Source organism: Fulvivirga maritima (genome assembly GCF_021389955.1).
Taxonomy (GTDB): Bacteria; Bacteroidota; Bacteroidia; order Cytophagales; family Cyclobacteriaceae; genus Fulvivirga; species Fulvivirga maritima.
The window spans coordinates 164,690-189,706 of the sequence record NZ_CP089980.1 but is presented as its reverse complement, the minus strand read 5'-3'; the positions used below and the strand labels follow the sequence as shown (position 1 = coordinate 189,706).

9 protein-coding genes are annotated in these 25,017 nt (G+C 41.3%); all 9 read right to left on the bottom strand.

The window, feature by feature from the left end:
• Positions 1-471: 471 nt before the first annotated feature.
• The 9 genes from LVD15_RS00875 to LVD15_RS00835 all read right to left on the bottom strand — a co-directional run bounded on the left by LVD15_RS00875 (position 472) and on the right by LVD15_RS00835 (position 24,983).
• Complete coding sequence (locus LVD15_RS00875; protein ID WP_233778422.1) at positions 472-942, bottom strand: hypothetical protein; 471 nt, start codon at positions 940-942, stop codon at positions 472-474.
• A gap of 15 nt (positions 943-957) precedes the next feature.
• Positions 958-1,440 (bottom strand): N-acetylmuramoyl-L-alanine amidase, encoded by a 483-nt coding sequence (locus LVD15_RS00870; RefSeq protein ID WP_233778421.1) that lies wholly within the window; start codon positions 1,438-1,440, stop codon positions 958-960.
• Between the two features lie 56 nt (positions 1,441-1,496).
• Complete coding sequence (locus LVD15_RS00865; protein ID WP_233778420.1) at positions 1,497-2,366, bottom strand: eCIS core domain-containing protein; 870 nt, start codon at positions 2,364-2,366, stop codon at positions 1,497-1,499.
• 125 nt (positions 2,367-2,491) lie between these two features.
• Complete coding sequence (locus LVD15_RS00860; protein WP_233778419.1) at positions 2,492-2,833, bottom strand: hypothetical protein; 342 nt, start codon at positions 2,831-2,833, stop codon at positions 2,492-2,494.
• A gap of 418 nt (positions 2,834-3,251) precedes the next feature.
• A complete protein-coding gene (locus LVD15_RS00855) occupies positions 3,252-4,583 on the bottom strand; it encodes a sialate O-acetylesterase (RefSeq protein WP_233778418.1) in 1,332 nt (443 codons plus the stop codon).
• A 375-nt stretch (positions 4,584-4,958) separates the two neighbouring features.
• A complete protein-coding gene (locus LVD15_RS00850; protein ID WP_233778417.1) occupies positions 4,959-6,179 on the bottom strand; it encodes a hypothetical protein in 1,221 nt (406 codons plus the stop codon).
• Between the two features lie 165 nt (positions 6,180-6,344).
• Positions 6,345-8,708, bottom strand: a complete 2,364-nt coding sequence (locus LVD15_RS00845) for a hypothetical protein (protein ID WP_233778416.1) — start codon at positions 8,706-8,708, stop codon at positions 6,345-6,347.
• Between the two features lie 38 nt (positions 8,709-8,746).
• Positions 8,747-10,474, bottom strand: a complete 1,728-nt coding sequence (locus tag LVD15_RS00840) for a hypothetical protein (RefSeq protein WP_233778415.1) — start codon at positions 10,472-10,474, stop codon at positions 8,747-8,749.
• A gap of 277 nt (positions 10,475-10,751) precedes the next feature.
• Entirely contained in the window at positions 10,752-24,983 is a 14,232-nt protein-coding gene (locus LVD15_RS00835; protein WP_233778414.1) for a Tc toxin subunit A-related protein, read from the bottom strand.
• Between the last annotated feature and the right edge of the window lie 34 nt (positions 24,984-25,017).

The following is a 25,017-nucleotide window of genomic DNA, read 5'->3' as shown; positions in this document are numbered from 1 at the left end:
TGAAATAAAAAAAGGCAGCTGTTTAGAGCTGCCTTTTTTTATTGCTGTAGAGGGAGGATTCGAACCTCCACGGAGCGGTTAGTGCTTTTAGTGTTATTGGATACCTGAAAGAATTTATCCCGTGACCTCCACCCTCGAGACCGGAGGGCATGTCTGCCTGTTTCATCACCCTACAGTGTAGATCAATTCGTTAATTGATATTTCAAAGTTAAGTAAATGGCCTTTATTGTCAAATTATTTCAAAGAGTTGGATTTATTTTTAGTGATATTTTATTTTTAAAGCTATTTCGTTGATGGATTTATAAATTCAGCTTTTAAAAGAGGGGTTGGATTGGGATTTTTTTAATGGAGCATACTTCAAACGCATACAATCTATCTTTAATTTTATAAATGTGCCATAAAAAAGACCTTCAAGGTTATTTATGAAGGTCTTTTTTACGTTTTGTATTAATTATATTGAAACATAGGCGCTTATTTTTTCGCTTTTGGAGTTAATGATTGTCTGGCTGAACCAAAGTAATAGGCAAATATGGTTAATGATACCCCTTCAACTATACCTAGTACCTGATGAAAGATATTCTCATTTTTAAGTGGTATAAATACAATAGCTATTACCATGAGGGAAAATGATCCTAATGCTGTAATACCGGCGGCTGACATAAGCCAATCGCTTTTTTGATGATCAGCTATGGCTATTTCTCTCATTCGTGCATTAGCTCTGTCTTCCATTATTTGCTGTGAAATTTCTACTTCAAACTGGTTGAGTGCTAGCATCAGTTCTGAGCGATCTTTTTCGCTAATATTTTCTTTTTTCTGCACCAGGTTTTTTACTACACCTAGTATACCCTGATCGGGCAGAATATCTCCCACAATATCCAGTACTTCAGGCAACTTGTCTTTTAGCAGGCTGCCCAGCTTGGTGTCTTTAAATGGTTTTCTCATACAATTCAAATTTAGTTAGAAATAGATTTGTTGATCCAGATGCTTTTTTTCTAATCCAATGGATAGTCCCCATTCATTAACATTAAAGGAAGGACAGTTTTTGTGTGCATTTACTTGGTTATGGCCTATGATTTTAACCTTAGGCCACAGCATGATATGCATTTTTACAAAGGCTTGCATAGCTGCTAGTTGTGCTTCTGTTCTGGTATCTTCTACAGAATTTCCCTTCTCATTAAGACCTCCTATATAGCAAATATGTCTGGTAATTCCATTCCAGCCTCTAGCGCCATTAGATATCTCCCATGAGTTAATGGTGTCATCTTTATCAAAAGGGATCATGATATCTGTGGTGCCGTCTAAAAGAAATAGTGTTGAATAGCCTACTCTAGACCACCCTCTTTCTTCTATGTGCCAGCGGGTTATATCGTCAGCATCAAACCACTTTCCTTTAGGTGTGGCTGAGCAGTGTATCATCAGGTGTGTAAATTCTTTGGTCATAGTGAATAAAAAATAAAAGGTTAAAATTTGAATTATTTTGTACGATGAGATTGATTTTAAAAATATGGGTCTTCATCAATATCATCAGTAAAGGGAGTATCCCAGTGCTGGTCAGGGCTCATGTGTCTTAAATGAGGGAATAGTTGTTTTAATAGCTCCCAAAGTAGAGTAGGGGTGAACCCTTCACAGCTTGAGATATATTTGATTTTAAAATCACTGAAAAGTTCGCAGCACTGGAGCAACCTGAGATCTATTTCCCTGGCTTCATAGGCATAAGGTTTAGCAATGACAAAATATCCACTTTCCTGCCCCTGTTCTAATATTTCTATGCAGGTGTTAGTGAGCTTATCCAGAAAAATCATACTGCTTAGCAGGTCTGGTCTTTCTCCATAGATAATTTCTTCAAGATTATCTGTAGGCATGAGCATATAGAGTTTATCTGGCCTGGCAGTGGCATGAGGTACATAACCAATGGCATATTTTTCTTGCACTATGCGGGCAGCTTCTTCAAAAGTCATACATTGAACCACAGGTCTATACACTTCTTTATAGATGACCGGGCGCTGCATTTTAGGGTGGAGATAGCCTTGCTCTATTATGGTAGCCATGTTGCAAGCTTCACCTTCGAGCTGTAAATTATTGTTAACAGGAACCCCGTTATTTATGCCTGAAATGGTTACTCTACCTTGCTTTTGTTGAATAACGTGCCATGCTTCATGAGCGAGAGTGTATTCATAACCAGGGGATATGAATATGGAATTACCATAGGCATAAGCGGCCACGTTGATGGCTTCAGGCTTAGTGGAGTTGAAAAATATTTCTACATCACCAAGGTAATAGCCAGAAATATACTCTAGCTTGTGTCTTAGCGGATCAGGTAAAGGACAGGCTTCACAGTTCTCAGTGGTTGTTGCTAATGTGATCATAAATAAGTGGTTAAAAGATTAGTTTTAACCTGAAATTACAGCCACAATACATGTATAAACGGATACCTGCTGTACCTAAAATGTGGACATAATAGGGACAGTGAAACTGATAGAAGGATTGAAGCTTACTTTTTTCTTGGAGGTTTTTTTAGAAGAATGACCATTTTTTCTATAATAAAAGCTTCAAAAACTAAAGCAAACAAAAAGGATTGTAATTGCCAGAAAGTATGCTCAAAATCAAAATTGTATTTAAAAATGTACAATAGACTATATATAATTCCGAATAGCAAAGGCCACCACTCCATTCTTAAATAATGATAATACCTATTTACTAAAGAGTGAGATTTTTCTAAGTCTATGCTGGCGTAAGCAAGTAACATATGTGTAAAAATATAGCTCCAATGTAAATGATGAACAAAGACTATTAATTGACTTAATACGCCTTCAATAAGTTGAAAATCAGTCATAAATGTAAGATTTTAATGAAAAATTAAGTAAGGGCTAACAGCTTTAAAAATGTCTTCATTGACTAATGATAGAGAGTGGTAGTATGTTATACTCTTAACAGTTTAAAAATTGCTTCACGGCTACTTTAATATAGAGATTAAGTTCAGATGGTATTGGAATACGCATGGGCGTAAGAATAGATATGGAATCTTAGATGCTTCTCCCTGATTCAAGTTTGAGAGGGGGGACTTTGATTCCCTCTGGTATTAAGCTTTCAACTTAACTTCTTACACTTTCTTGTAAGAAATGATGGATGATCTGCCTTTTCTTGACATCAATAATTAAGCTGAAGGCTTAAAAAGGCTACTATAAGTTGCACTGACACAAAATTTCCGAAAGAGTAAACTAAGGGATTGTGGATCACAAGAAACCCTTCTTTTAATCTACTAGCGCATAGAGACGTATAGCCTTAGCCAATGTGAGGTCTGTGCCTTTAGCAATGAGATACCCGCTATCCATCTCTTGGTTAGAGTATAGAGCCGTGCTGCCACATGGTAGAAAAGCATAAAAGTCCTCCTCATTTGTAAGTTCGCTAGCCATTGCCATTAGGCAGCTATCGTTCGGTATGTAGTGAAGCCCTGGGAAACCAGCGACTGAACCACCGAACGAAACATTAATAGAGGCCTCTATGAGGCTGGCAACACTTTTATCGGCTTCAAACATGTAAGGGATGAATAGTTGTTCGAAAGTCATAAAGTGAGTAGCCCAAGTTTCCTCTTGTGCGTCAAAGAAGTCATACTCGATCTGAAACCGGTATTTTTTGTGTTTGCGGTACTTCCAGATATCCCCCAGTCTGCTGTATTTCGTTAGGTCTGATTTTTCCCCATAGTGAAGGGCTTCCAGCGGATGGCTAAAAGTACTTTGATCTGAATCCGACTCAGGGGCATGCGTTAAAGAATAGAGAAGATATTTTCCTTTTTTCACAGGGTGTTGCACGTTTCTTTTTCGCTTGGCATCGTTAAAAGCATCATACAACTTGTCACTCATGGCGAGTACCTGACGGGCATCATACTGCCTGTATTCTGAGTCAGGCAAATCTTGTGGCAACTCATCTGTAGCTGCATTATAAGCAAAAGGTATCCGGTCACCGATTTCTTCAAGGGCAGCTTGCACTACCTTTCGGTGATTGTCGTTGCTTACCCACGCCTGCTTCATATCGAAAGTAATAAAGGGTATCGAATGGGCATCAGCCTGCCCAGCGGCCTCAGCGACATCCCGAATGGTCATGGCGATACTATCCAGCAGGTATTTGAAATACTCGTAGTGAGGGAACCGGCCGGATCCATTAGGTAGGTTATCATTTTTGCAATCTTGGCGTCCCTGTGCCCAGAATACTCCTTCGATCTCGTATCCCAGCACTTCAATGACGTACTGCACCTGATCGATCAGGTCGCTGTATAAATTTCCGTCAGGAGACCAATGGCCATCGAGCCAGCTGGCACCTTTGCTTCCAAAGGGAAGTATTAACAGCTCCTCACAGTGCAGGGTAGCTTTTAGCCGCTTGGCCAGAGGATAGGCATAACTGGTGGTGTGCCCTGCGGGTTCAGTAAATTTAATGTTGGAAAGTCCTGCCGGACGAGGAGTCAGGTCCTTCAGGAACTTGATGCTTAGATCTAAAGGGCCGGTGGGGACAGGATGCTGTCCGTATTCTGTAGCAGAATGGATAGTGCTATCTCCTACAACTATTATGGCTTTTTTGTTTTTGTTCATATTTTTTTATTTTACTTATTAATGTTAATGGAATGTATCACGACATTATTAAAGACACGGCTTCAGGTTTGTGGACCTAATAACCAGCCTCAGGGAAACCAATATAGCAGAGGTATAGGCCCGTAAATACCGCACACCAAACAATATACCCTCGTCACCCCGTGCGGAGCGTAAGAGGAGCCGTGCTTGGAGTTTAGAAGCAGTGTCTTTGGTTCATACCGCGTGAAGGGTGAGCCTCTCGAACCTGGGATTCAGGAAATTTTCTACGCTAAGATTCGAAATTCAGGGATGACGTTTTCCGGAATGATAGACAGTATAGGGTACGGGTTACAAACTCTCAATTGATCCACAATGAGGGTTCACCTATGGCTAACGCTATCTGTAATCCTCATCATCATCATCTGCACCAGTTTGTGGCTGGTCCACCTCCCCGGTTTGGGCAGGTGCTGTAGCAGTACCCGTTACTTCTGCAAATGATTCTTTAAAGTACTTTGGTAATGGCGAGTGTCCTGGAGATAATTCTTTAATTCTTATAACAAAAAACGGGATTAAATTTTGCTCCATCTTGAATAAATCCTCTGTTGCTTTCTTGCGTGTAAGGTTCATGCCTCTGCTGATTTTCTCTACCAACTGTTCTATGGTGAGCTGTGGCGCATTGGGGGTATCAATAATAGCAGGGTTGAAACTATTTTCCACCAGAAGTTTATTAAGTACCAGGTGGTTGCTGCGCGATGTCCCATCTTGAAATGCATGTAGTACTTCCAACCTCTGATAAGTATTCGCTATAAGCCTCAAAACGGCATCTCTTCCTTCTTTTCTGGCATTATCCAATTGTGCGTAATAGTCTTGAAAAATACTTCCTACTTCTTGCTGTACCTCCTCCGTTCTTTTTTTCGGTACTTTTACCATATAGCGGGCATCCTGATCATTTTGCTCTTTAACTATTTGCAGCCCCAGTGAGACAATCTGCTTAATTATGTCTTCATCAGGCTGGCCATCGCTCACCCTGCTCAAACCCCATTCTATCTCACCATTTCTCCATCCTTTATCAAGGTCGGTATCTAATAAAGCCAGTTCATTGAACCTTCTATATTCCTCAACAGTAATTTTTTTCTCCAGATTACGGCTTACATAGTCATTGGCATAAATAAAACTGGCATAGGAGCCTTTGCTCCGCTTACTGCTTCCATCAGGCCTGCCGTCATAGGCCTTAGGCCCTAGTGCATTGTTATGGTCTTTTTCATCTATAAATAGCATCCAGGTCTTATTCTTTGCTTCCAGCATATTGTATCTCGCCTGCATGCTATCTCCGGCTGGTTGTACTATTGGTTCAGCTGCGGGCACTGGATCTTCGCTGATAGCAGGTGGTGGTACATTTTCATCGTTGCTATCATTTTGGCTTTGTTCTATATTAGTCACTTCCCTGCTGTCCACTGTCTCACGTGGATCGAAGTGATCATTTTTAAGCTCAGAACTGCTTATTTCGCGGCGTGGTTCATCCGTCGGTCTATCCTCTGTTACAGGCATGGTTGGTTGGTCGGTATTAGTATTTCTCCTGACGGCTGTCCTGAATTTTTGTACTGCTCTTCGTAACATTTTAATTCTGTTTTTTAATATTTAAATTTTATTTTATCGCTCCACTCTGAAATTGCTTTATAAGTGAAGTCCTTTTATCCCTATCTTAAATGTGTATAAAGGGTATGGTATGATGTGTAACATTAACGTAAAGGAGCTAGCTAGATCGCCGGCAAGGGTACCGTACTAGCTTTTATATCTCGCTCTTTTACTGAGACCATATGATTTTGAAGCCTGACTATCATTTTCCTCCAACTGTTTAAGGTACACCCGATCCATTCTCAACCTGTATGCTTCCAAAAGTGGATGGTGAGCATCTTTCTGAATCGGTTCAAGTAATTCAGAAGCTCTCTTAACAAAGTTTTGATCCCCTATAACTGATATCCTTCCCATAGTAAACTTATCTGCACTCAATTGCTGATGTTTTGACAGGCTCTCAACAATGATAAAACTGGGATACTTTTTATGTAGTTCAAGTTTAGCTACATCTTGTAATGTACCATTGGTAATATCCAAAATGGGTATGGTGCTGTCCTTACTTTCCTTTGTTTGGTACAATTCGAGTACCTGGTCATAGGGTATTTGATTATCATTTTGTGCGGCGTCAGTGAAAACGGGATTTACATCAATTGAAATTACAGAAGGTTTGCCTTTATTGAGTTTTGTTTCGAATCTTTCTTTAAAATTTTTTCCGTTGATTGGTTGTTCTCCTTCCTTAACCTTGTTGACATCAATTAGCTTCAGGTTACGTTTATCAATCATGCCATATTCAAAATAACTGTATAGGTTGACTGAGTGAACAGGTGATTGATCCGAACCCTGCACGGTTTGAATGTGATTCAAAGCAACTATATTGGCCATGGTTATGGCCTGCATACCGCTATCCAGATAAAAAGTTTTTGATGAAGAAGTTTTTGATGAAGAAGTTTTTGATAAACCTAATTCTTCCCTTAAATATGTTGGGTAAGGGTCTTCGGGAAGATCGTTGTTAACCCTCATTCCCTCCAGTATATAACTATATTCCATTAGATTTTCAATAACTAGTGCAGACTTTAAATAGTCGTTTTCCATCTTTTGTGAAATATGTAAATTATTGTAATCAACTTCGAGGATATGTTTCGCTTTGTGTAAGTTTCTAAGTAGGCGATCGGTCAGCCAATCCACAAGTTTCTTAGGGTCGGATACTTTTTCCCCTATAGCCTCAACTACATCCTGCACATATCTAACAGCTGTCTTTAATGCTTCCCTATGTATGGGGTTATTTTCTTTAATATTTACATTCAGCTTAACTTTTATTTCCTTAAAGCTTTCATCATTCCCCAATGAATTTAAAGTTTGCTCCAACAATTCCGCAATTACCGGGGCGGGGGTAAGCCCCATCCATATTCTTACCGGATGCCCTACTGATGACGCTGTGGGATGTAAAAACCCGAAACTACCCCGATGCGTTATCCTGGTATCTAATTCTTTCTCCTCCGCGGCTGCATTAAACTTTTTAATAAAAAGTTCGCGCCATTCTTTTTCAGAATACGTATTTTCTTGATTTAAACTTGAAGGGTGCTGTAATTCCAGAATTAAACTGGGATGTTGCCCTGATTGGATAGGCTTGATACGGATTTTTTTAATTTTATTAGCATCATATGCACTATACATACCTTTGATACTTTCCGATAACTGCCCGACCAGAGCGGCTCTATTCTGAATTAACTGATCGTGATAGTTGCCGGTCTGCCCTAGCTTGATTTCACCAATCACTCTTAATAATTCCGATGATTTAAAATTATGCGATTGAATATCATTTTCTGATTTTTCATAGTCTGAAGCTACTTGTAATGTCTTGTAAACATTAGAGGTCAACCCCAAAGAACCCGTACGACTGCCCTGAGAACTGGTGTAGATAGCAAAATCATTCTTTTTTGGGAATAAAGCCTCAAGTATATTCTTTCCTAAATTTGCGTATTTCTTCAATAGCTCGTAATATTTTAGGTTCCATACCTGGGCAGTTTTTCCTTTTGTGTCAATATCCTCACTTTCAGCTATTTCTTTCAATAACCGTGTATTGCCTTCCCTGATCTGAGAGTTGCTTGAACGAAAATATGTCCCATGTTGAGATGATCGAAAATCCCTCCCTAAATTATTTTCAGGCACGAAGCTCGCAGTATGAGCAAAAAAAAGTTTGAGGGGCACAATTATACTTTCAGGCAGTTTTTCTTCTACAATCAACAATAATAGTTTTTCCAGTTTGCGCTGAGGTGTCATACTTTTCTCGCTTAGCTTTTTTTCTTCATACCATTCTTTGACGGGTTGTTTATCTATTTCTTCCTCCTTTAGTGTATCTATTACACTAGATTCATTTCCCGCTTCTTTGGTAGTTTTTGTACGGAGCTTATTGAATAATTCTTGTGCTTTATTATTTGGAAAATTTTGCAACCTATTATAATTTGATACAGCTAATGATCCTTTTCTATTAGGGGCCATCTCTCGATTAGTTTTTTGTTTTTTGTTTGCCGTTGAAGGATCTCTATCTTTTCTTTTCCTTTTTCCTCCCATAATTCTTAAAATTTTAATGTTTTATAAATTGATTTTTCTCATCCCACCCATTGCTGAGCAGGGGTATTGGTATTTTCTAATTGTTCCTGAAAGGCTCGGTGAGCTGTCAGTTTGAGTGGTGCTGTCGTAAAAGCATCAGCTAAATTTTCCATAGCGACGGCCGTGATGGTGCCTCCCTCTACTTCGTGGCTTTCACTGCCCACATTTTGCAACACAAAGTCTTCGATAGGCTGCTCGGTGGTAAACCGGGCGTAGGTGCGGTCGATGATCTCTGCTGCGGTGGCGTCTTCGGCCAGGGGCAGGTATTGGGTTACCTCGTCTCCTTCTACCGGGTAGAGCATGCGCCCGTTCTCGGGGTCGAAGGTGGGTTTCAGGCTGCGGAGCAGGGCTTTGTGCTGTACCTCGGTGGGTGGCGGCAGTGACTGGCCGTCCCATAGCTGCGTACCGTCCAGTGCTTCGCTAAAGGGTTTGCGGCTGAGGTCAGGCTTGCCTTCCTGCAGGCCGGCTTCTTTATCGGAAATAAACCGTCCATCGGCTATCTCTTGTGCCGTAGCATCCTTTTGTTGCGGTAGATAGACTACTTCGCCATCGGCCCGGGTATTGGGGTACAGCATACGTTCCCCTTCTTCTCTGTTAGGTATGGGTCCGGGCGGGTGCAGCCGCTGGGTACGCTCGGCTCGGGCGGTGAGGCGCTCCGGGGTTTCCGGGATACGGCGCTCGGCTTCTGGGTCTTTGAGTACCTCATCGGGCAGGTATAGCTGGTGTTCTTTTTCGTATTCCGTAGCGTCTCCCTCTGCAGGCAGGTAGGTAAGGTGGCCGTCAGCATCTTTTACCGGGTATACGTAGCGGCCTTTGTCCTGATCGTATTTGGGTTTGCCCCCGGCTACAGGGGTCCATTTTTCTTCCGGGGTGTCCACCTCCTCATCCCGCACGAAGAGTCCACGCTCCTTTTCGTCATCGGTCGCTTCGCTTGCCCTGGGCAGGTAGCGGGTGTTGCCGGCTTCGTCTTTAGCCGGGTAGATATACCGTCCCTTGCCCTGATCGTACCGGGGCTTTTTGTCTTTGAGGGCTTCCCTGCCAGCAGGTGCAGGTGGCTCGGTTACGCTGCTGTCTTTCACAAAGAGCCCGTTGGCTTTTTCAAAGTCGGTGGCGTCACTTTCACGGGGCAGGTAGATCGTGTTGCCGTTGTCCTTTTTGACCGGGTAGACGTCCCGGCCTTTGCCCAGGTCTTTTCGGGGCGTGCCGTCTTTTATGGCTTCCCGGCCTTCTTTGGTCGGTGGGTCTACACTGCTGTCTTTGACAAACAGGCCTCGCTCCCGCTCTGCATCGGTGGCCTCACTTTCTTTAGGCAGGTATATGGTCTTGCCCTCATCATTTTTGACAGGATATACGTTCCGGTCTTTGCCCAGGTCTATTCGTGGCGTGCCGCCTTTTACGGCCTCCCGGCCTTCTTTGGCGGGCGGGTCTACGCTACTGTCTTTGACAAACAGGCCGTGTTCGCGTTCGGCATCGGTGGCCTCGCTTTCTTTAGGAACATAGACGGTTTTGCCCCGGGCGTCTTTGACCGCATAGACACTGCGGCCTTTTCCCAGGTCATATTTGGGCTTTTTATCTGCTACAGGCTTCTGTCCGTTTTCAGCATGACCTGCCCGTACGGCGCGGCTTTCGCGCTTGGACTCGGCTTTGCTTCGGGCGGTTTCCTGTTTTTGTTTCCGCTTTTTTTGGCGCTTGGCCAGTCGGTGGAGTTTTCTGGAAAGTTTTGACATGATTTTTTCGGTTTTAAAAAAAGTGAAGGGTAAGCCTCCCTTTTCGGAGGGCAGTCTATGCTATTAAGTATGGTTTCCTTTTACGCTCTGCGAGGGGTCGGAGCGGTAGCAATGGACGGCATATTGTGTGTCTCCGGTTTGGAAAAATGTTAGTCCAAGGGGTGACACCGAGCCAGCTTCATAACAGGGGCTATGCGGAGAGGAGGGAGAGGGACAGGGCACGGTGGCCCTGTCATCCCTTCATTTCTCCGGGAAGGCTGATCCCTACACTTTTGGTTTACACTTTGGCCTGGTAGGTGATGACCATCTCCACATTGGCAATCTGCGACTTGTCACCTTTCACGGTAAACTTCCAGGTGGAGCCATTTCTGGCGAGCTGCAGGTTGGAGGCTTCCAGGTACTGATTGTTGGCCAGTTTGAGCTCGTCATTGAGCTCGAAGATCGCCGAGCCACCGTCGTGGTACTGGTACCTCAGGATGAGCCCGGTCGCCTTGCTGCCGGCCAGCCCCGGAAACATACTTCGTGTGAAGTTGAGCTCCAGGGTGTGACTGTCACCGAGCATGAAGTCGTTCCACTGCTCCGGGAAGGTATAGGCCAAGTCAACGAAGCTGGTTGCTTTGTAAGGCTTCAGCACCCCTTTTACGGCATTGGCAAAGGCGGCTCCTCCGTTTTCCGCGGTATAGCGGAGCTTGATGGTGACATCGAGCAGCTCTTCGAGGTTGTAGCTTCCCGGTTTGCCGTGCAGTTCCAGCTGCCAAAGCGATACGGCCCCGGTTCCTTCAAACGGCAGGTACCGTTCGTCATCAAAGCGCAACTCAAACATTCCGTTGTTTTCCGTGTACTCGTCCACATAGGAGAGGGCGATCTGCTGGTTTACTTTCCAGTCAGTACGGATGCTAAGTGGCTGTTCGCCTTTGGCATCGAGCAGGTACTTCACGGCTTTCACATCGGGCTCCATCACCAGCTTATTGTTGAGCTGGGTGAGGGTAGCGTTGACGGTCTTGCCTTCCCCGATGTCAAAAGCTACGGAGATGGTTTTCACCTGCCGGTTGTAGTGGCCGGGGAAGTCTTGGTCAAAGAGCTCTTCCGTTAGTCTAAACATACATTGGCCTTTCATCTTCAGTTGGAGGTAAGCTATTGGATCCAACTCTAGTAATGAGATGTTTTTGGTGATCTCCAAGCCGCGGCTATCTTGCTCCATATAAGCTTTTTCCATACGACTCAGGTCATGACCCAGGGTCTCACCACTCATGAGCCCTTTTTTCTGACTGTCCCAGTAGGTACCTCCGATGAATTTTATGTCGGTTTCTTTGCTGCCGGTTTCAAACACAAAGGCCTTTTCTGCCTGTTTGGCAATGTCGTGTGCCATCTTGTAGGTTTGGTAGTACAGCCCTGAGAGCTTGCTGCTCATCCAGCTGTAGAGTTGCAAACCAGAGAACTTATCGGTCATGAATTGGGCTATAGACTTATTGTTGTCAATATCTTTTTCATGTATTCTGAGTTCTTGCTCAGCAATGGCCTTTTGTAGTTTGGCTCCATTGATCTGTATATCCAGTTGCTTTATTTCACTTCCAGCCATGTCCCGTTGGAGCTCCCAGTCTTCAGTAGACCGTTTATACTGAGCATAGATACCTGCAATCTCTCCGCCCATGCTCAATCCTTCGGCCAGGGAGTCTGAGCTGTCTCCAAATTTCTCAAGCATTTTACCGAACTGCTGACCGCCGGAGGTTACCCCAAAGCTAAATGGCCCTGCGGTCACTTGAGGTATAACATAAGACAAGCCGCTAGTAATATGTGAAAGAGCAATTAAGCTATGGATGGCTGTAGAAGCAGACATCATAGCGATCTGAGTGACCTCTTCACCTATGAGTCCTTCATCTAATAGACGCCTATAATGTTCCCATTGACCTTGAGCGCTCTTTTTGCTTTCTTCCAGGTTTTTGATGGTAAACTCTGCATCTTTGATCTGGTCTTTTTTGATCTGGGTATTAAGGGTAAGGATCATAGCTTCTTGCTTATTGTGCAGAAGTTCTAGCTCTTCGGCATCCTTTTTCTCAATAGCTCCCAATAAATCAGCTCCGAACTGTGCTAGTTTATCAGCATAGGCTTTCGCTTTATCTAGCATATAAGTGAAGCGATAGTGAGGTACGCTTGCTTGCATGGTGGCCAGCGCCCCACTGAGGCTACCACCTGCAGCTATGGCATCAACGAGAGCCATAGGGTCTATAGGCGGCTGGAAGAGCGGCAGCGGTTGCTTTTCACCCAGGATATTGAGGCTATTGCGGATCTTAAACAACCGGTCTTCTACCCGCTTCCAGTAGTCCATAAACAGGCTATTTTCCGGAATGAAAAAGTATGGGTTAGTTATCGAGTCATGCTGGGTGCCGGCAAATGTAAGGCTGGTGTACTGATCATTGGTAGAATCAGCCGTTTCCAGTTCCAGCAGGAAGTCATAATCGACACCGGAACTTACGTCTTCATTGTGAAACAATTGCTCATAGTTACTGTCATCAGATAAAACGAGTGTACCCAGGTTTTCAGGTCTTTTTCCCAGCAGGTCGTAGGCCAGTACGTAGAGCATACGGGCTTCATTGATGCTCTCGCGACTATACTGTCGGAAGAGCATGTCTCCCCAGTCTAGCAGGTTGTCAATGTAGCTCATAACTATTGACTTACGGTAGGCAATAGGCCTGAGCTGCGCGATGGCATGCGGATCAAACGGGTCTGACAGGTAGGTTTGTACCTGGGCTACGGTTGTTTGCATCCGGGTATAATTCTCAGGGAGTTGCTGCATCAGTTGTAAGATCTCCAGAAGTTGTTGCTCGGGGCTTTCGGGTTTGGAGTTTGGAGTAATCAATTTCTTTACCTCGCTCAAAACGTTACCAAAATAGTTAGTTGTATTAGTGAGATAATCAGTCAGATTTTCAAGGGTATCCGTATTGTGATCACCAAAAGTGCTAATACCTAAAAACTCATCGTCATACTTTTTGAGTACTTTGCCCACCTTTTCTATCATAACGAATAGATTCTGCCCGAACTCATCTGCTAACAGTTTTGCCGGTTCTATCAAGGCATCGATATCTACGCTCTGAAAAGGTAGAAACTTCCAGAAATATTGGGCAGCGGTAGGGTCGTATATATGTTCATACCATTCTTTCGCTTCCTCAAACTTCTGGTCAGTATTCAGTGACTGAGCAATAAGGAAAGGCACATGAAAGAATACTTCCCAGTAGTACAAGCCATTTGCACTGTGGTAGTCGATATGGGTACTAGTAGGTAAGGACTTCACTGCATTAGCATCTTTTACTTTAATGGTAGTGGCATCCTTGTTTGTATAGCTAAAAGCAGGAGTTTCATTAATCTGCTGAGTTTCCAGTTGCAGAAAACCTTGTATTTGCTTCTGAAAGAGTAGTTTGTTGAAATCCTTGGCGGTACTACTGGTCAGCCGGATGATCTGGTAATCAACGTTACTGTTCAGGTAGAGCTGGTTATCTTCTTCACCTTTACCATAGGTAATGGATTGCCCTCCTTTATAAAAGGTAAGCTCATTGTCTTTCACCAATGCAGCCTCAATACCTGATACAAATGATGTAGGTATGTTGCTCCAGTTTCCTTTAATAGGCCTGGCTTCACCCAAATCATCAGGTTCGGCATCTGTGCTGATGACGTAGTAGTGGTCATCTTCTACCAGGTATACCTGATCTTCCCATACAAAAGCGGCATCTATATGGCTTGCTGTGGCATCTACCCATTTTGCTTGTTCGTTATTAATAGTATCCGGGATATTTCCACTGTCAGTTAGGTTGTAAGTCGCATACTTATCTTCATTGATGAGGATAAGTTTGTTTGCTGCAATATAGGCAGCATCTACGTGGTCAACGGGGATCTCTTCTTCATTCTTCTTGACCCACTCTTTATCTTCTACTGTATAGATTTCTGTGGAGATGGATCCGATTTGGCTCTCTGCTGTTATTGGGGTTGCGTTATTATTAAAATAATCTTCCTCATTAGATGTGGCTATACTGGTTTCGCTCGAACGGGTTGAGATATTAGTGCCATCGTACCTTATAGTAGTTTCTCTATGGACGTTTTTGGTAGTGTGAAAATCAGAGGCTTTTTCTACTTTGATCGTTTTTTCCAGGGAAATTGTACTCGTTTGCCATTCATCAATCAACTGTGCCAAAAGTTCCGGAAGAATGATGTGATTCTCATCTTCTTTAAAATCTTGCACGCTTACACTCATAAATTCATGTTCACTAAAGATCTTAATCCCAGTTTCATGACTGGCAGCACCCATTATTTCTTTATTCAATTTATGAGTATTTGTGCCTGTCCATGAAAAAATATATGTAACGGGGTCTTGTATGTTTTGTTCTTGGGAAGATATCTGCGTAATGGCCTGCATTACATTTTTTTGAAATCCAATTTGGAAATTCACATGTTTTTGCATGTTGCTATCAATAACCTCTACAGTATGAGAAAAAGCTGCAGTCCATTCTTTACTATGGATTCTTTCAGTATCACCTACAAAAGTAATTGTTGATGGGTTCTCAGGATAAATTAAATCCCATGTTCCATGATCATTCTTAGCTAGGAAATAGATTGACCTGACATTGTTTGTGTCAGAAACCACAAAATGATATCTCATGGGATAATTGCGGTTAATATTGTAAAAAGCATTTAAACCATTTAGTACATATTCATAAGCGGCAACTACCTTCAGTTTTTTTAAATTCTCTTTTAAAGATACGCTTAAAAGTACGCTGGAGCCATTTTCTACCAGGCTCTCTTTTAGTTTTGTGATTATTTCATACAAATTATTATCATAAACCAGAGGGGGAGTAATTTGATTATATGAATCCGTTGAACTATTGACTTTTGTGAAGGACTCATTATCCATGATAATAGAATACCCTAAATGTGTATAGAATGCAGATTCCACTCTTCTGAAATACTGCATGGGAATAGTCCACTTTTTAAACGTTGAACTTATTTCAGTGCCTGCCTGGTCTAGGTCATCATAATACTTTTCCCCATTGAAATAATAGGTTACTCCATTTGTATGAAAGGCAGCATCTATTGTAGCGGCGGTATTTATGGAATCAGGGTCTAATAGTTTGATATCTGGCTTGCATAAGAAACTTCCTCCTTTATGATCAAATGCGAACCAGGGAGCATCTAATGAGTTGGAAGTAGTGTTTAAAGCCACCATATTTTCTTCTTCTATTTCGCCTTCATCAAATAATTGAGTAAAAACATTCTTCCCAGAATTGCCAAAGGCTACTGGGTTTGCTATCAGTTGAGTATATAGTTCGGGCGTGAGGATAAAGCTGCGTGTAACTTTATTTTTATCAGCCATTTTCAGTTGGTTCGCATTGTTAGGAATGATTTCTTCCTTCAGGCGTACGGTGCTGTATTGGCAGGTGATTACAATGTTGTCGTGCATTGTATCTCCCAGTGTATCCGCAAAAGCAATGGACAGGTTTACATCAGCAATTTCTTTTTGGGATAAGAGCGGGTCATGCTGATATGTGAAATTGCTTAGATTGAGTTCATTGATATTGATTCCTTTATAGAAATTATCAGCAATATTTCCGTCGTCCACATTTTTTAGGTAAGCGGCCAGTTCTTCTTCTTCAATCGCCGTTTCAAAAACGGTTTTGAGCTCTTGGGGCTGTACCCAGTTTTCGTTCAGATCATAGTATGAGAAGTAGACTTTCACGCTGTATAGAACCTTAGACTCTGAAGTGACATTAACAATCTCGTTGGAATTATCAATATTGGTACTTAGGCTATCTGCAGCGATAGTTTCTATTTTAGGCCAGAATACAAACACTCGGTTAAATGCATATACAGGATAGACTTTTTCCGAATCAATATTAATATTGAGGGGCTTCCAGGCCTTCCAGCTGTCGGCGTTGTAGTCGCCATCCAGGAAGGTGCCGAAGCGATAATAATATCGCATAGGATCTGATTTGGTTCGCCCCAGTAAAACTAACCGACGGCTCGCTACATCCGGATTGCTTTCATCCGAATCTTCAAAAATATAACCTCCTGCAATTTTTAATCGGGATACTTCGGTAAATTCATCCAAGTATTTTTTGTAGACACGCTCCACTGCTTTATCGGTGATTTCTCCTTGCATAAGGTCCTGCTCCAGGGTCTCAAAAGCAGGTGTTTTCATGTCTTCATCTCTTAGCTCTGGTCTAATGTAGTTTTCAGGGTACAGGAATACTTTGCGGTTGGCTTCCCATACTCGGTAGTTGCGCATCCATTCCCACTGGTTCTTCAAGGCATGCCACCTTGCTTCATCTATATTTCCGTTAAGGTCTACTTCCTCCAAATGGATAAAATATCGATGAAAGAATAGTTGAATGGCCATGGTTGCTTCTTTAATGCGCGAAGTGGAAGTTTCATTTTCCGTCTGCACATCAATGAGTAGTTTCTCGTATAGAGCTCGGGCATCTTCAACTTCGGCGTCATTAGCAATAGCGTAAGGTACCAGGGCATCACGTTTAATGGTGTTGAGTGCTCGCTCTATCTCGTCAAACAATGCTTTGTAGTTATCATTGTAGTCTACTGATCCGAGCATTCTGTAAATGTTGTTTGCTGCTTGAGCTGCCGTATCATAGGTTCTCTGTTTACTGTAAAGTTCCATCCATACGGCGTTATACAACATGCTGGCGTCTACCTTCAAGCGCTCTGCTGTAGAAAGTATGTCATATAAACGGATGATAGCCTCTAACTGAAAATCCTGCTCCATTTCGTTGGTTCTGGAAAGAAAAGCATTGTTTCTCAGTACCCAGCGTATTTCTTCTTTGTCAAACCCGAAGATCTCTGCCAGTGCCCAGTATGGCTCTTTAGTATAGCCGTCCCTGTCATATAGCAGACTGGAAAGTGTCTCTTCTGAGCTGGAAAACTGCTCACTGAGCTTCATGAACTTGGCAAGTAGATAGATATCCATCAGCAGGTAGTCTGACCAGTTGCCCCAGCGGTATTTGAATTCCTGAGGGTAGAAACGGTTGTCACAAGCTTTCATGCCTGGCTTGTACATAAGGTACTGAGACCCTTGCGCGAAAAACAGTCTGTTTTCGAACCAGAAAGTACTGTCCAGATTGCTCGTAAAAGCTACAGGCAAATGTGCTTTATGCTCTTCTATAAGCATGGGGTAGCCGGCATCTACGAATTTAGGCAGATCTTCATCAGCACTAAACAGGATGCTTGTGTCACTATAGCAAATGAACTGATCTTCTTTAAAAACAAACAGTTTTCCAGCTTCATCGGTATAGGCAGTGTCAATAGGTGTAGCTTTACTGAAATTATTTTTAATCTGACCCCATTTTCCCTGTATAGCTTCTACTGCACCGTCTGAAGAAATCCAGTTGTTTTCATCTTTGAAAATAGTAAGCATGGAGTTGGTATAGAACGCTGCATCAATACCATACTTAAACTCAGATGGTAATTCGACGTTTTGGCCTAATCCCAAGTCACTTTTCAAACTTTCCATGATTAATTTTGGATAGCCAATATCTACATAGTCATAGCGGTTTCCTGTATAGCGGATATACTGGTCACCAGAGAAAAGGTAAGTATGTTCATCTGTAGTAAAGGTGGCATCTATAACCCCGGTTTCACTTATATTATTTCGCGTATGGCTGAGCCTCGAGAACCAGAAGTCATTTTCAATAGTTTTTGAGCTTACATGAAGATCGTCATTTATTAAGACATAGGTATTTCTTTTATTTGCGATAACGGCATTAATCTTTATGGTATCATCATGTTTCATGTGTTTTAGCCTACACTGAAGAACTTCGCCTATATGTAGGAATGGCTCTTCGTTCATAAGACTTTCAGAGACCTTTTTTGGGTAGCCCATATCCACTGATTCATAATCATTGTCTGAGTACCTTACAAAATAATTGCCGGCAATGAGATAAGTAACACCTTCATATACAAAGGCAGTATCTACTCCGTTGCTAAATGGGTTGGCGAATAGTCCCCAATGATGATTAATTTCTTCCAGGTTGGTGTATGAATAGCTGCCGTCGCTATGGTGTGTGCCTACAATAAAGTAGCATTCATCAAAGAAATATACATTGTTATCAGCTCCCCAGAATGCAGTTTCTATTTTTTTAAAAGTTGTATTATTGAAATGCAGATCCGGGAATAATAAACTGAGTTCTTTTGGGTGTGACCAGTTTTTTTCCTCTACATGATATCTGATAAAGTGGCGGCCTTTGATGAATATGAGATTATCATCCAGGCAAAGAATAGCATCGAACTGATCAAAACCGGCACGTTGTTGAGCAGCAGGTATTGCCCAATAGCTGAGATCGACATATTGTGTTTCTGGCGTTTCCAGTCTGTAATCATCGGTTTTATAAACTACCATTCTGAAGTTGCCATGAAGGTCTGCTTTTTCAAACAGGTAGGTTTTTCCATTGATTACATAGGCATATGTCACCTGATTGATCCCTCCCCAGTGTGAAGCAATTAGCTCTGGATGGTTTTCTAAGGCTACACCTAAATAATTTTGCCCTTCATAGGTATAGTATTGTGTGCCGCTAAAGACGTAGGTCTTGCCATCACGACCTACAAAACCTGCATCAATCCGATCTGTTTCTTTAATGTTATTCTCGGGTTTGCCCCATTGTACATCTATATTGTATTCGGTTTCCAATAAGCTGTTATAGCACTTTTCGCCTTTAAAGAAATAGGTGTTACCATCCGTGCCTTGCAGTATGGCGTCAAGGTCTTGCTTGTATGCGTTCGGAGCATCGTTGATCACCAATGGAGTATCGACTGTTTCGAAAATATCATTACCTTCCAATGCAGAAAATTTCACCCAGGCTTGATCTTTCAAACCAAATGCTGAACCCCTCTCTGTAAAAAGGGCTCTGGTGTTTACGAAAGATTCCCTGTTAAATGCAGTTTCAGGATATTTATAAGAAACATTAGTTTTACTATAATCTTCTGGAGGATTTTCGCTTTTGTATGCAATACTTTTTACATCAGAAATAACATGGCATTTCTTTCCTTCAAAGATGTATACATTCCTGAAATCAGCTAATGTAGCATCTACTTGTTCTACTTTTGAGGAAAGATTCATAAACCGGGGTTCATACCTTAAGTGGCTTAAAGGTTTTGGATAGCCTGGCTCTACGGTAGAATATTCATTTCCTTCATACCTGAAGAATTGATTTCCACTGAAGAGGTATGTATGGCTTTCCACCTTACGGATGTCATCTCCATCAGCATCTTCATCCATTTCGCGTGACTCCACTACTACGGCTGCATCAATGTGTCCATTCTCGAGAATATTATTTTTTACTTTACCCCAGTATTTACTGATTTTACGGGGATAGCCGTTATCGATATGGCAGGCTTCTTTGTCTGAAAGCCTCACGTATTCATCTCCTGAGAAAAGGTAGGTCTTTCCGTCTTTTCCTGCTACTGCTGCATCAATAGTATTAAAGGGCAAGTCATTCCACTTTTCGCTGATTTTAACCGGCTCAGACCACCAGCGATGGGTATGATTAAACTCTATTACATATCCTTCAATGATTTCAGGATCACTCTTACTAAAGAACATATATGTTGAACCATCATGGGCATTGAGTATAGCATCTGCTTTTTGAAATCCTGCATCAATAGCGCTTTGCGGCAAGCTCCACCATTTCAAGCTTTCCTGCAGGGTAGGGTATACTTCTATCTCTTCTACATCCAGTAAATTGCCAATGGGAGTGATATATGAATCTTTTTCTTCATCCGCTTCATCAATTTGCGTATAGTCTTTGGTTGAGTAGCGGATGTATACATATTCGGAAGAACCGTTGATGCTTTTTTCTCCAAATATATAGGTTTTGCCATCTAGCACGAAAGCTGCATCTATCTGAGTCAGGCCTTCCCAGTCATCGGCAATCAATCTTGGGTATCCCGGATCTACCATAGTATAATCACTAGTCTTATAGCGGTAATACATATCTCCGCTAAAAAGGTAAGTATATCCATCCAGGCCAATCATCGCAGCATCTACTTGCGCATTGTCTGTACTCTCCTGTAGAGGATTGTGAAGAGCCCCCCAGTTCTTCTCAAAAAGCGGCATTACAGAGAAGTTACCTTCATCAGTAGAAGTAAGCTGCACATTGTATTCACCTTTTACCAGATAAATTATGTCGTCCGCTCCTTTAAACGCTGCGTCCACGCCGTTAGCGAATTCCAGAGGTAGATCAGGGATATAATCTTTAATTGACATAGGAAAACCATCTGCAACATGAGTGTCCTCATTTTCCAGTGAATCTGTATATTTGAAAATTGCTTCGCCAGCAAAAATATAGGTAACACCTTCATGTGTAAATGCACCGTCAATTTTATCAATATCTTTAAAGTCATATTTTAGTTTTCCCCAGTGGTTTTTAATGTCTCTGATTGTTTTGTCTTCTGAGCTTACAAACTGGTTTCTATGAAAGAAGTACGTATTCCCATCTTTGCCTTCAAAAGCAGCATCCACTTTTTCTGTAAAAATTTCCGGCCAGTTGACCTCTGCATTTTCTTCAGCCCAGCCTTCCTGTATGTATTTAGGATAGCCTTCATCAATATAAGCAGTATCACTGAAATCTGAATATCTGACGTACATGCTATCAGCAAAAAGATATAACCTGTTGTTACTGTCTACATAAGCGGCATCAATAGTGCTGATTTTTTCAAAATCATTATCTACAAGGCCAAATGGGTTCTCTTTTTCCTCCCAGTAGTTTTTGACTTTCATCTTCACAAAGTAATTTCCGCCACTGATAACATACAGGTTACCCATTTTATCGTAAAAAGCTGCATCTACCTGCACCATACCTTCTTTTTCAAAAAGGTGACGGATAGGGTCTTCTTTGATGGTTTTTCTCAAATCATCATCTTTTCTTAACCGGTCTATGATTTCTTTTTCTTCCTTTCCCAGGAGGTTGTCTGATTTAGGGTCATCTATTTGCAAACCGTAGCGATCAACCAATTCATAGTCTGAGCGGCGGTATGTCCAGTATTTATGATCATTGTTATCATCTGCAAAAAGATAAAGGAGTTCTTCCCCTTCAAGCAAAAGGTTGAATTCTTCTATACCTTCTGGCAACTCCAGCGCTTCAGGAAATTTAGCTGCCAGATCCTGATCATGGAAGGCTATGGCGGTCTCTTTTTCTCCCATTTGCAGTTTTTTGGCCAGTAACGCGTATTGTCTCACCCTTTGGAAAGCTTTATTATAAGCTTTGTTGTTCGGTAAGCCTGTAATTTCGCCAAGACCATTGGTGCTTTCCATAGCAGGTAGTAGCCAGGCTTTCTTTTTGTCCTGCCCTTCGAAGATAACATCAGAAATTACTTTGAGACTGCCTATGTCAATTCCAAAAATAGCTTTTAGGTTTTCCCAAAGTAAATTGTCTTGGGCTTCTGCGAGGCTTATGATCACCTTGACGATTTCTTGATGTAATGCTCTGGTAGCTTTTGCAACATTCTGAAGCATGAAGAATATTTCCTTGTTGAAGTCTTCAAACCCATTCACACTAAAGCTTATGGCATGATCAGAGTTAAGGAAATAATCTATTTTGTTAAAAGGAATATGTCCTGACCATGTTATTAAATTGAGATCCATAAGTATTGACCAGATTTCGTCAATTTCATTTTGATAAAATTTTAAATCTAGTAATGGCTTATCCGTCAGTTGGTATTTTTCTGAATTCTTTATGATTTGCTGCATGCGGTTAAAAATTACCACTCCAGTATTTGCTTCAAAGTAATACCCTAGGATTAGTTTATCTTTATTATCATCATCATTAAAGAAGGTTTTCGCTTCAGGCATTAATTCATCACCATTCAAGTAATTGCCTTGTAGATCTTCATAAGCCCACTGAGCAATGATGCTATCCGTAATTGTTGCCAGCTTTGCTTTATTTAGCATCAGGTATTGCTTGCGGACACTTTCAATAGTTCCATTTATCAGTTTTAAAATTTTATGGCGATAAGGATAAAACTGTATAGCTAAGCGTAGGCTTTCGAAGTCTTCGGCCAATAACCTCTCCTTATTTTTTATTATGCCACTTTCGTCTATGTATTCGTTGAAAGTAAGGTTTTTAAGCAAATCCTGTATTTCTACTTCAGTGAGAGGAAGTTCGTTAAAGGTGCTAGTGGTAAGTTTTACCTTCTTAGTTTGGAATTCATCTAGTTGATTATTCAGTAGACGATATATCTCAGAGGCATGCTCTTGGATGTGGGTGTTGACGTCAAAATGCTGCCAGTTTGCTGGATAGCTGAAAAAATTACTAAAGATAACCATGCCTTCTTCATCTATATAGTGATTGAAAATCAGGTTGTCGTAAATCTCTTGTATTTTTTCTTCAGCTAGGGGTAAAGTTCTAAAATCAGAGGGGTATACATTAAATATAACTTCTTCATTTTCAGGTGTTTTTGACTCGGTGTCGATGTACAGGCTATGAATAATGTCAAATACTTCTTTAAGACAAAAGTCAAAGTCCGTTTCCAGCTGGAATTCTTCTATGTCTTCAGGTAATTTTTCGCTTATAACTATACCGGAAGGGGAGGTGTAGCCTTTGTAAATTAGGTTTCTACTGATTTTTTCTAATAGAGCCTCTTCTATGCCTAAGCCTTTAAAATCTAACGTACTTACTTTTGATAGAGAGGGGATAATATTATTGGCAATAGAATGTGCCTCTTCTTCTTTAGTATCCAGAAGCTTTATTTTATGTTTACAAGTGTTATTACTTACATGATTGAGGTGAGCATAAATTATCTTTGCTGTTCTTTCATCAATGGCTCCTTGCTCAAATGCTTTAGGATGTAACGTAACTTCTTCAAAAGCTTTGAGCATGGCATTGAGCTGAGCGACTGTTAGGTCTTTAGCTGCCATTTCTGCTTTTGCGTTTGTGTACATGCCGGTAGTTATGTGCCATAATGTATCTGTATGGAGGTCATAAGTAATCATCCACTTGGCCAGTGCATGCATGCTTTGTACTAACCAAAGCCTATCTTCTGCACTGCCTTCAATAAATATATTCAGGCAATCCTGACTGGAAGGCCTTTCATTGAGAAAGGTGCTATGCTGGTTAAATTCGAGGATGCTAGAGTCCTGCTCCAGCAAGTCAAAAAGTGTAAATACTTCTTCGTGAGTAAGATCAAGTACTTCACTTAGTTTTACAAAGCGATACAGTAAATTGAGCAGTTCAATTTTCTTGTCAGAAGATAACCACAATTCACTATTTACTTCTTTGTCATCCAATCGCTGAATGATCTTTTCCAGTGCCAGTTCTGATATGGCTAAGGCATGAATCAGTCTTTTTCTGAAGTAATAATTGGCTTCAGAAAAGAGGTCGTTCTCATATTCCATATTAGTATAGCCCTCTTTAAGAAATTGATGAGGTACTATGCCATTTCCAGATGCAATATATTGATTGTCCTGCTCCGCATACTTGTTATTGAACACCCTGTTAAATAGGTCTTCGGGCATTTCACCTTCAGTGTGACCTACTTCGTTGATGCTAGCTATTAATGCTACTATTTCGTCAATGGGTAGTTCTGTGGTTTCATGAAGTTTTTTTATAGACGCGATTACTTTAAGAGCCTCTGTATTGAGCAATGCTTTGTTACATAACCTGAGAATAGTGTCTAAATGAGTGAAGTTTATTTCAGCTTTCTTAGCTAAACGGATAAATTTATTGACCCTGTCAAACCAGATGGTCAATAATTTACTATTACTACTACTTTTTATAACGTCTTCACTTTCATTAAATAGGGCATAGTCTTGATTAACATTATTAATATAAAATTGAATAGCGAGTTTTTCTTGAATTTCAGCTTCACTTAATTTTTGTTTTATGAGTTCTCGGCGTTCTTGACTTGTTACGCCAGTTGACTCTATAAATTTGTTTACTTGTGACAAGTCATTTTTAAAATCATCGTTGCTGATGTTGCTGCCGTATCCGAAGTATTCTTTCATTTGCTCATCGGTGATGCCATTTGCTCTTGTAATTATGGCCCAATCCTCAAGAGACAGTCCTAAGTACTCTCGGGCGACAGTTTCATCATCAAGTTGCTCTTTTGTAGCAAATAGCTTATGCAACTCTTCCGTTGATATACCTAAATATTGTAAATACAGCTTTATTTCTTCTTCAGCCAGGTTAAAGGGCATGTTGAAGGGGTATTTAGTATTAGGTAAAAGTTCTGAATAGACCTCTTCTAGATTACTGATACTGTTATTACCGTTAAGTAATTTATTCTCCAGTATTTCATTAACAATTCCGAGGTAAGGAATTAGCGTATATGTGTTTTCAGAGTCAAGAAGGATGCCTCTAATATCGGACCTTCTTTCATTGAGTTCATCATCTGCAAACTCATCATCCATGAGTTGTAATAAATCGGCCAGGTAAGCCGCTGGTGAGTACACGGTGCGTGCCTCATCACCTTTTTTAAAGTCAAGAGCTCCAAAAAGCTCCGCGTAATCAGGAAAGTTATCCATATGCTTATTCGGTTAGTATTGGTAATTCTTTTAA

What these genes read in the sequence shown, in the direction of transcription:
- LVD15_RS00875 (WP_233778422.1), bottom strand. Translation starts at nt 942, where the DNA reads ATGAGAAAACCATTTAAAGACACCAAGCTGGGCAGCCTGCTAAAAGAC.
- LVD15_RS00850 (WP_233778417.1), bottom strand. Translation starts at nt 6,179, where the DNA reads ATGTTACGAAGAGCAGTACAAAAATTCAGGACAGCCGTCAGGAGAAAT.
- LVD15_RS00840 (WP_233778415.1), bottom strand. Translation starts at nt 10,474, where the DNA reads ATGTCAAAACTTTCCAGAAAACTCCACCGACTGGCCAAGCGCCAAAAA.
- LVD15_RS00845 (WP_233778416.1), bottom strand. Translation starts at nt 8,708, where the DNA reads ATGGGAGGAAAAAGGAAAAGAAAAGATAGAGATCCTTCAACGGCAAAC.
- LVD15_RS00865 (WP_233778420.1), bottom strand. Translation starts at nt 2,366, where the DNA reads ATGATCACATTAGCAACAACCACTGAGAACTGTGAAGCCTGTCCTTTA.
- LVD15_RS00860 (WP_233778419.1), bottom strand. Translation starts at nt 2,833, where the DNA reads ATGACTGATTTTCAACTTATTGAAGGCGTATTAAGTCAATTAATAGTC.
- LVD15_RS00835 (WP_233778414.1), bottom strand. Translation starts at nt 24,983, where the DNA reads ATGGATAACTTTCCTGATTACGCGGAGCTTTTTGGAGCTCTTGACTTT.
- LVD15_RS00870 (WP_233778421.1), bottom strand. Translation starts at nt 1,440, where the DNA reads ATGACCAAAGAATTTACACACCTGATGATACACTGCTCAGCCACACCT.
- LVD15_RS00855 (WP_233778418.1), bottom strand. Translation starts at nt 4,583, where the DNA reads ATGAACAAAAACAAAAAAGCCATAATAGTTGTAGGAGATAGCACTATC.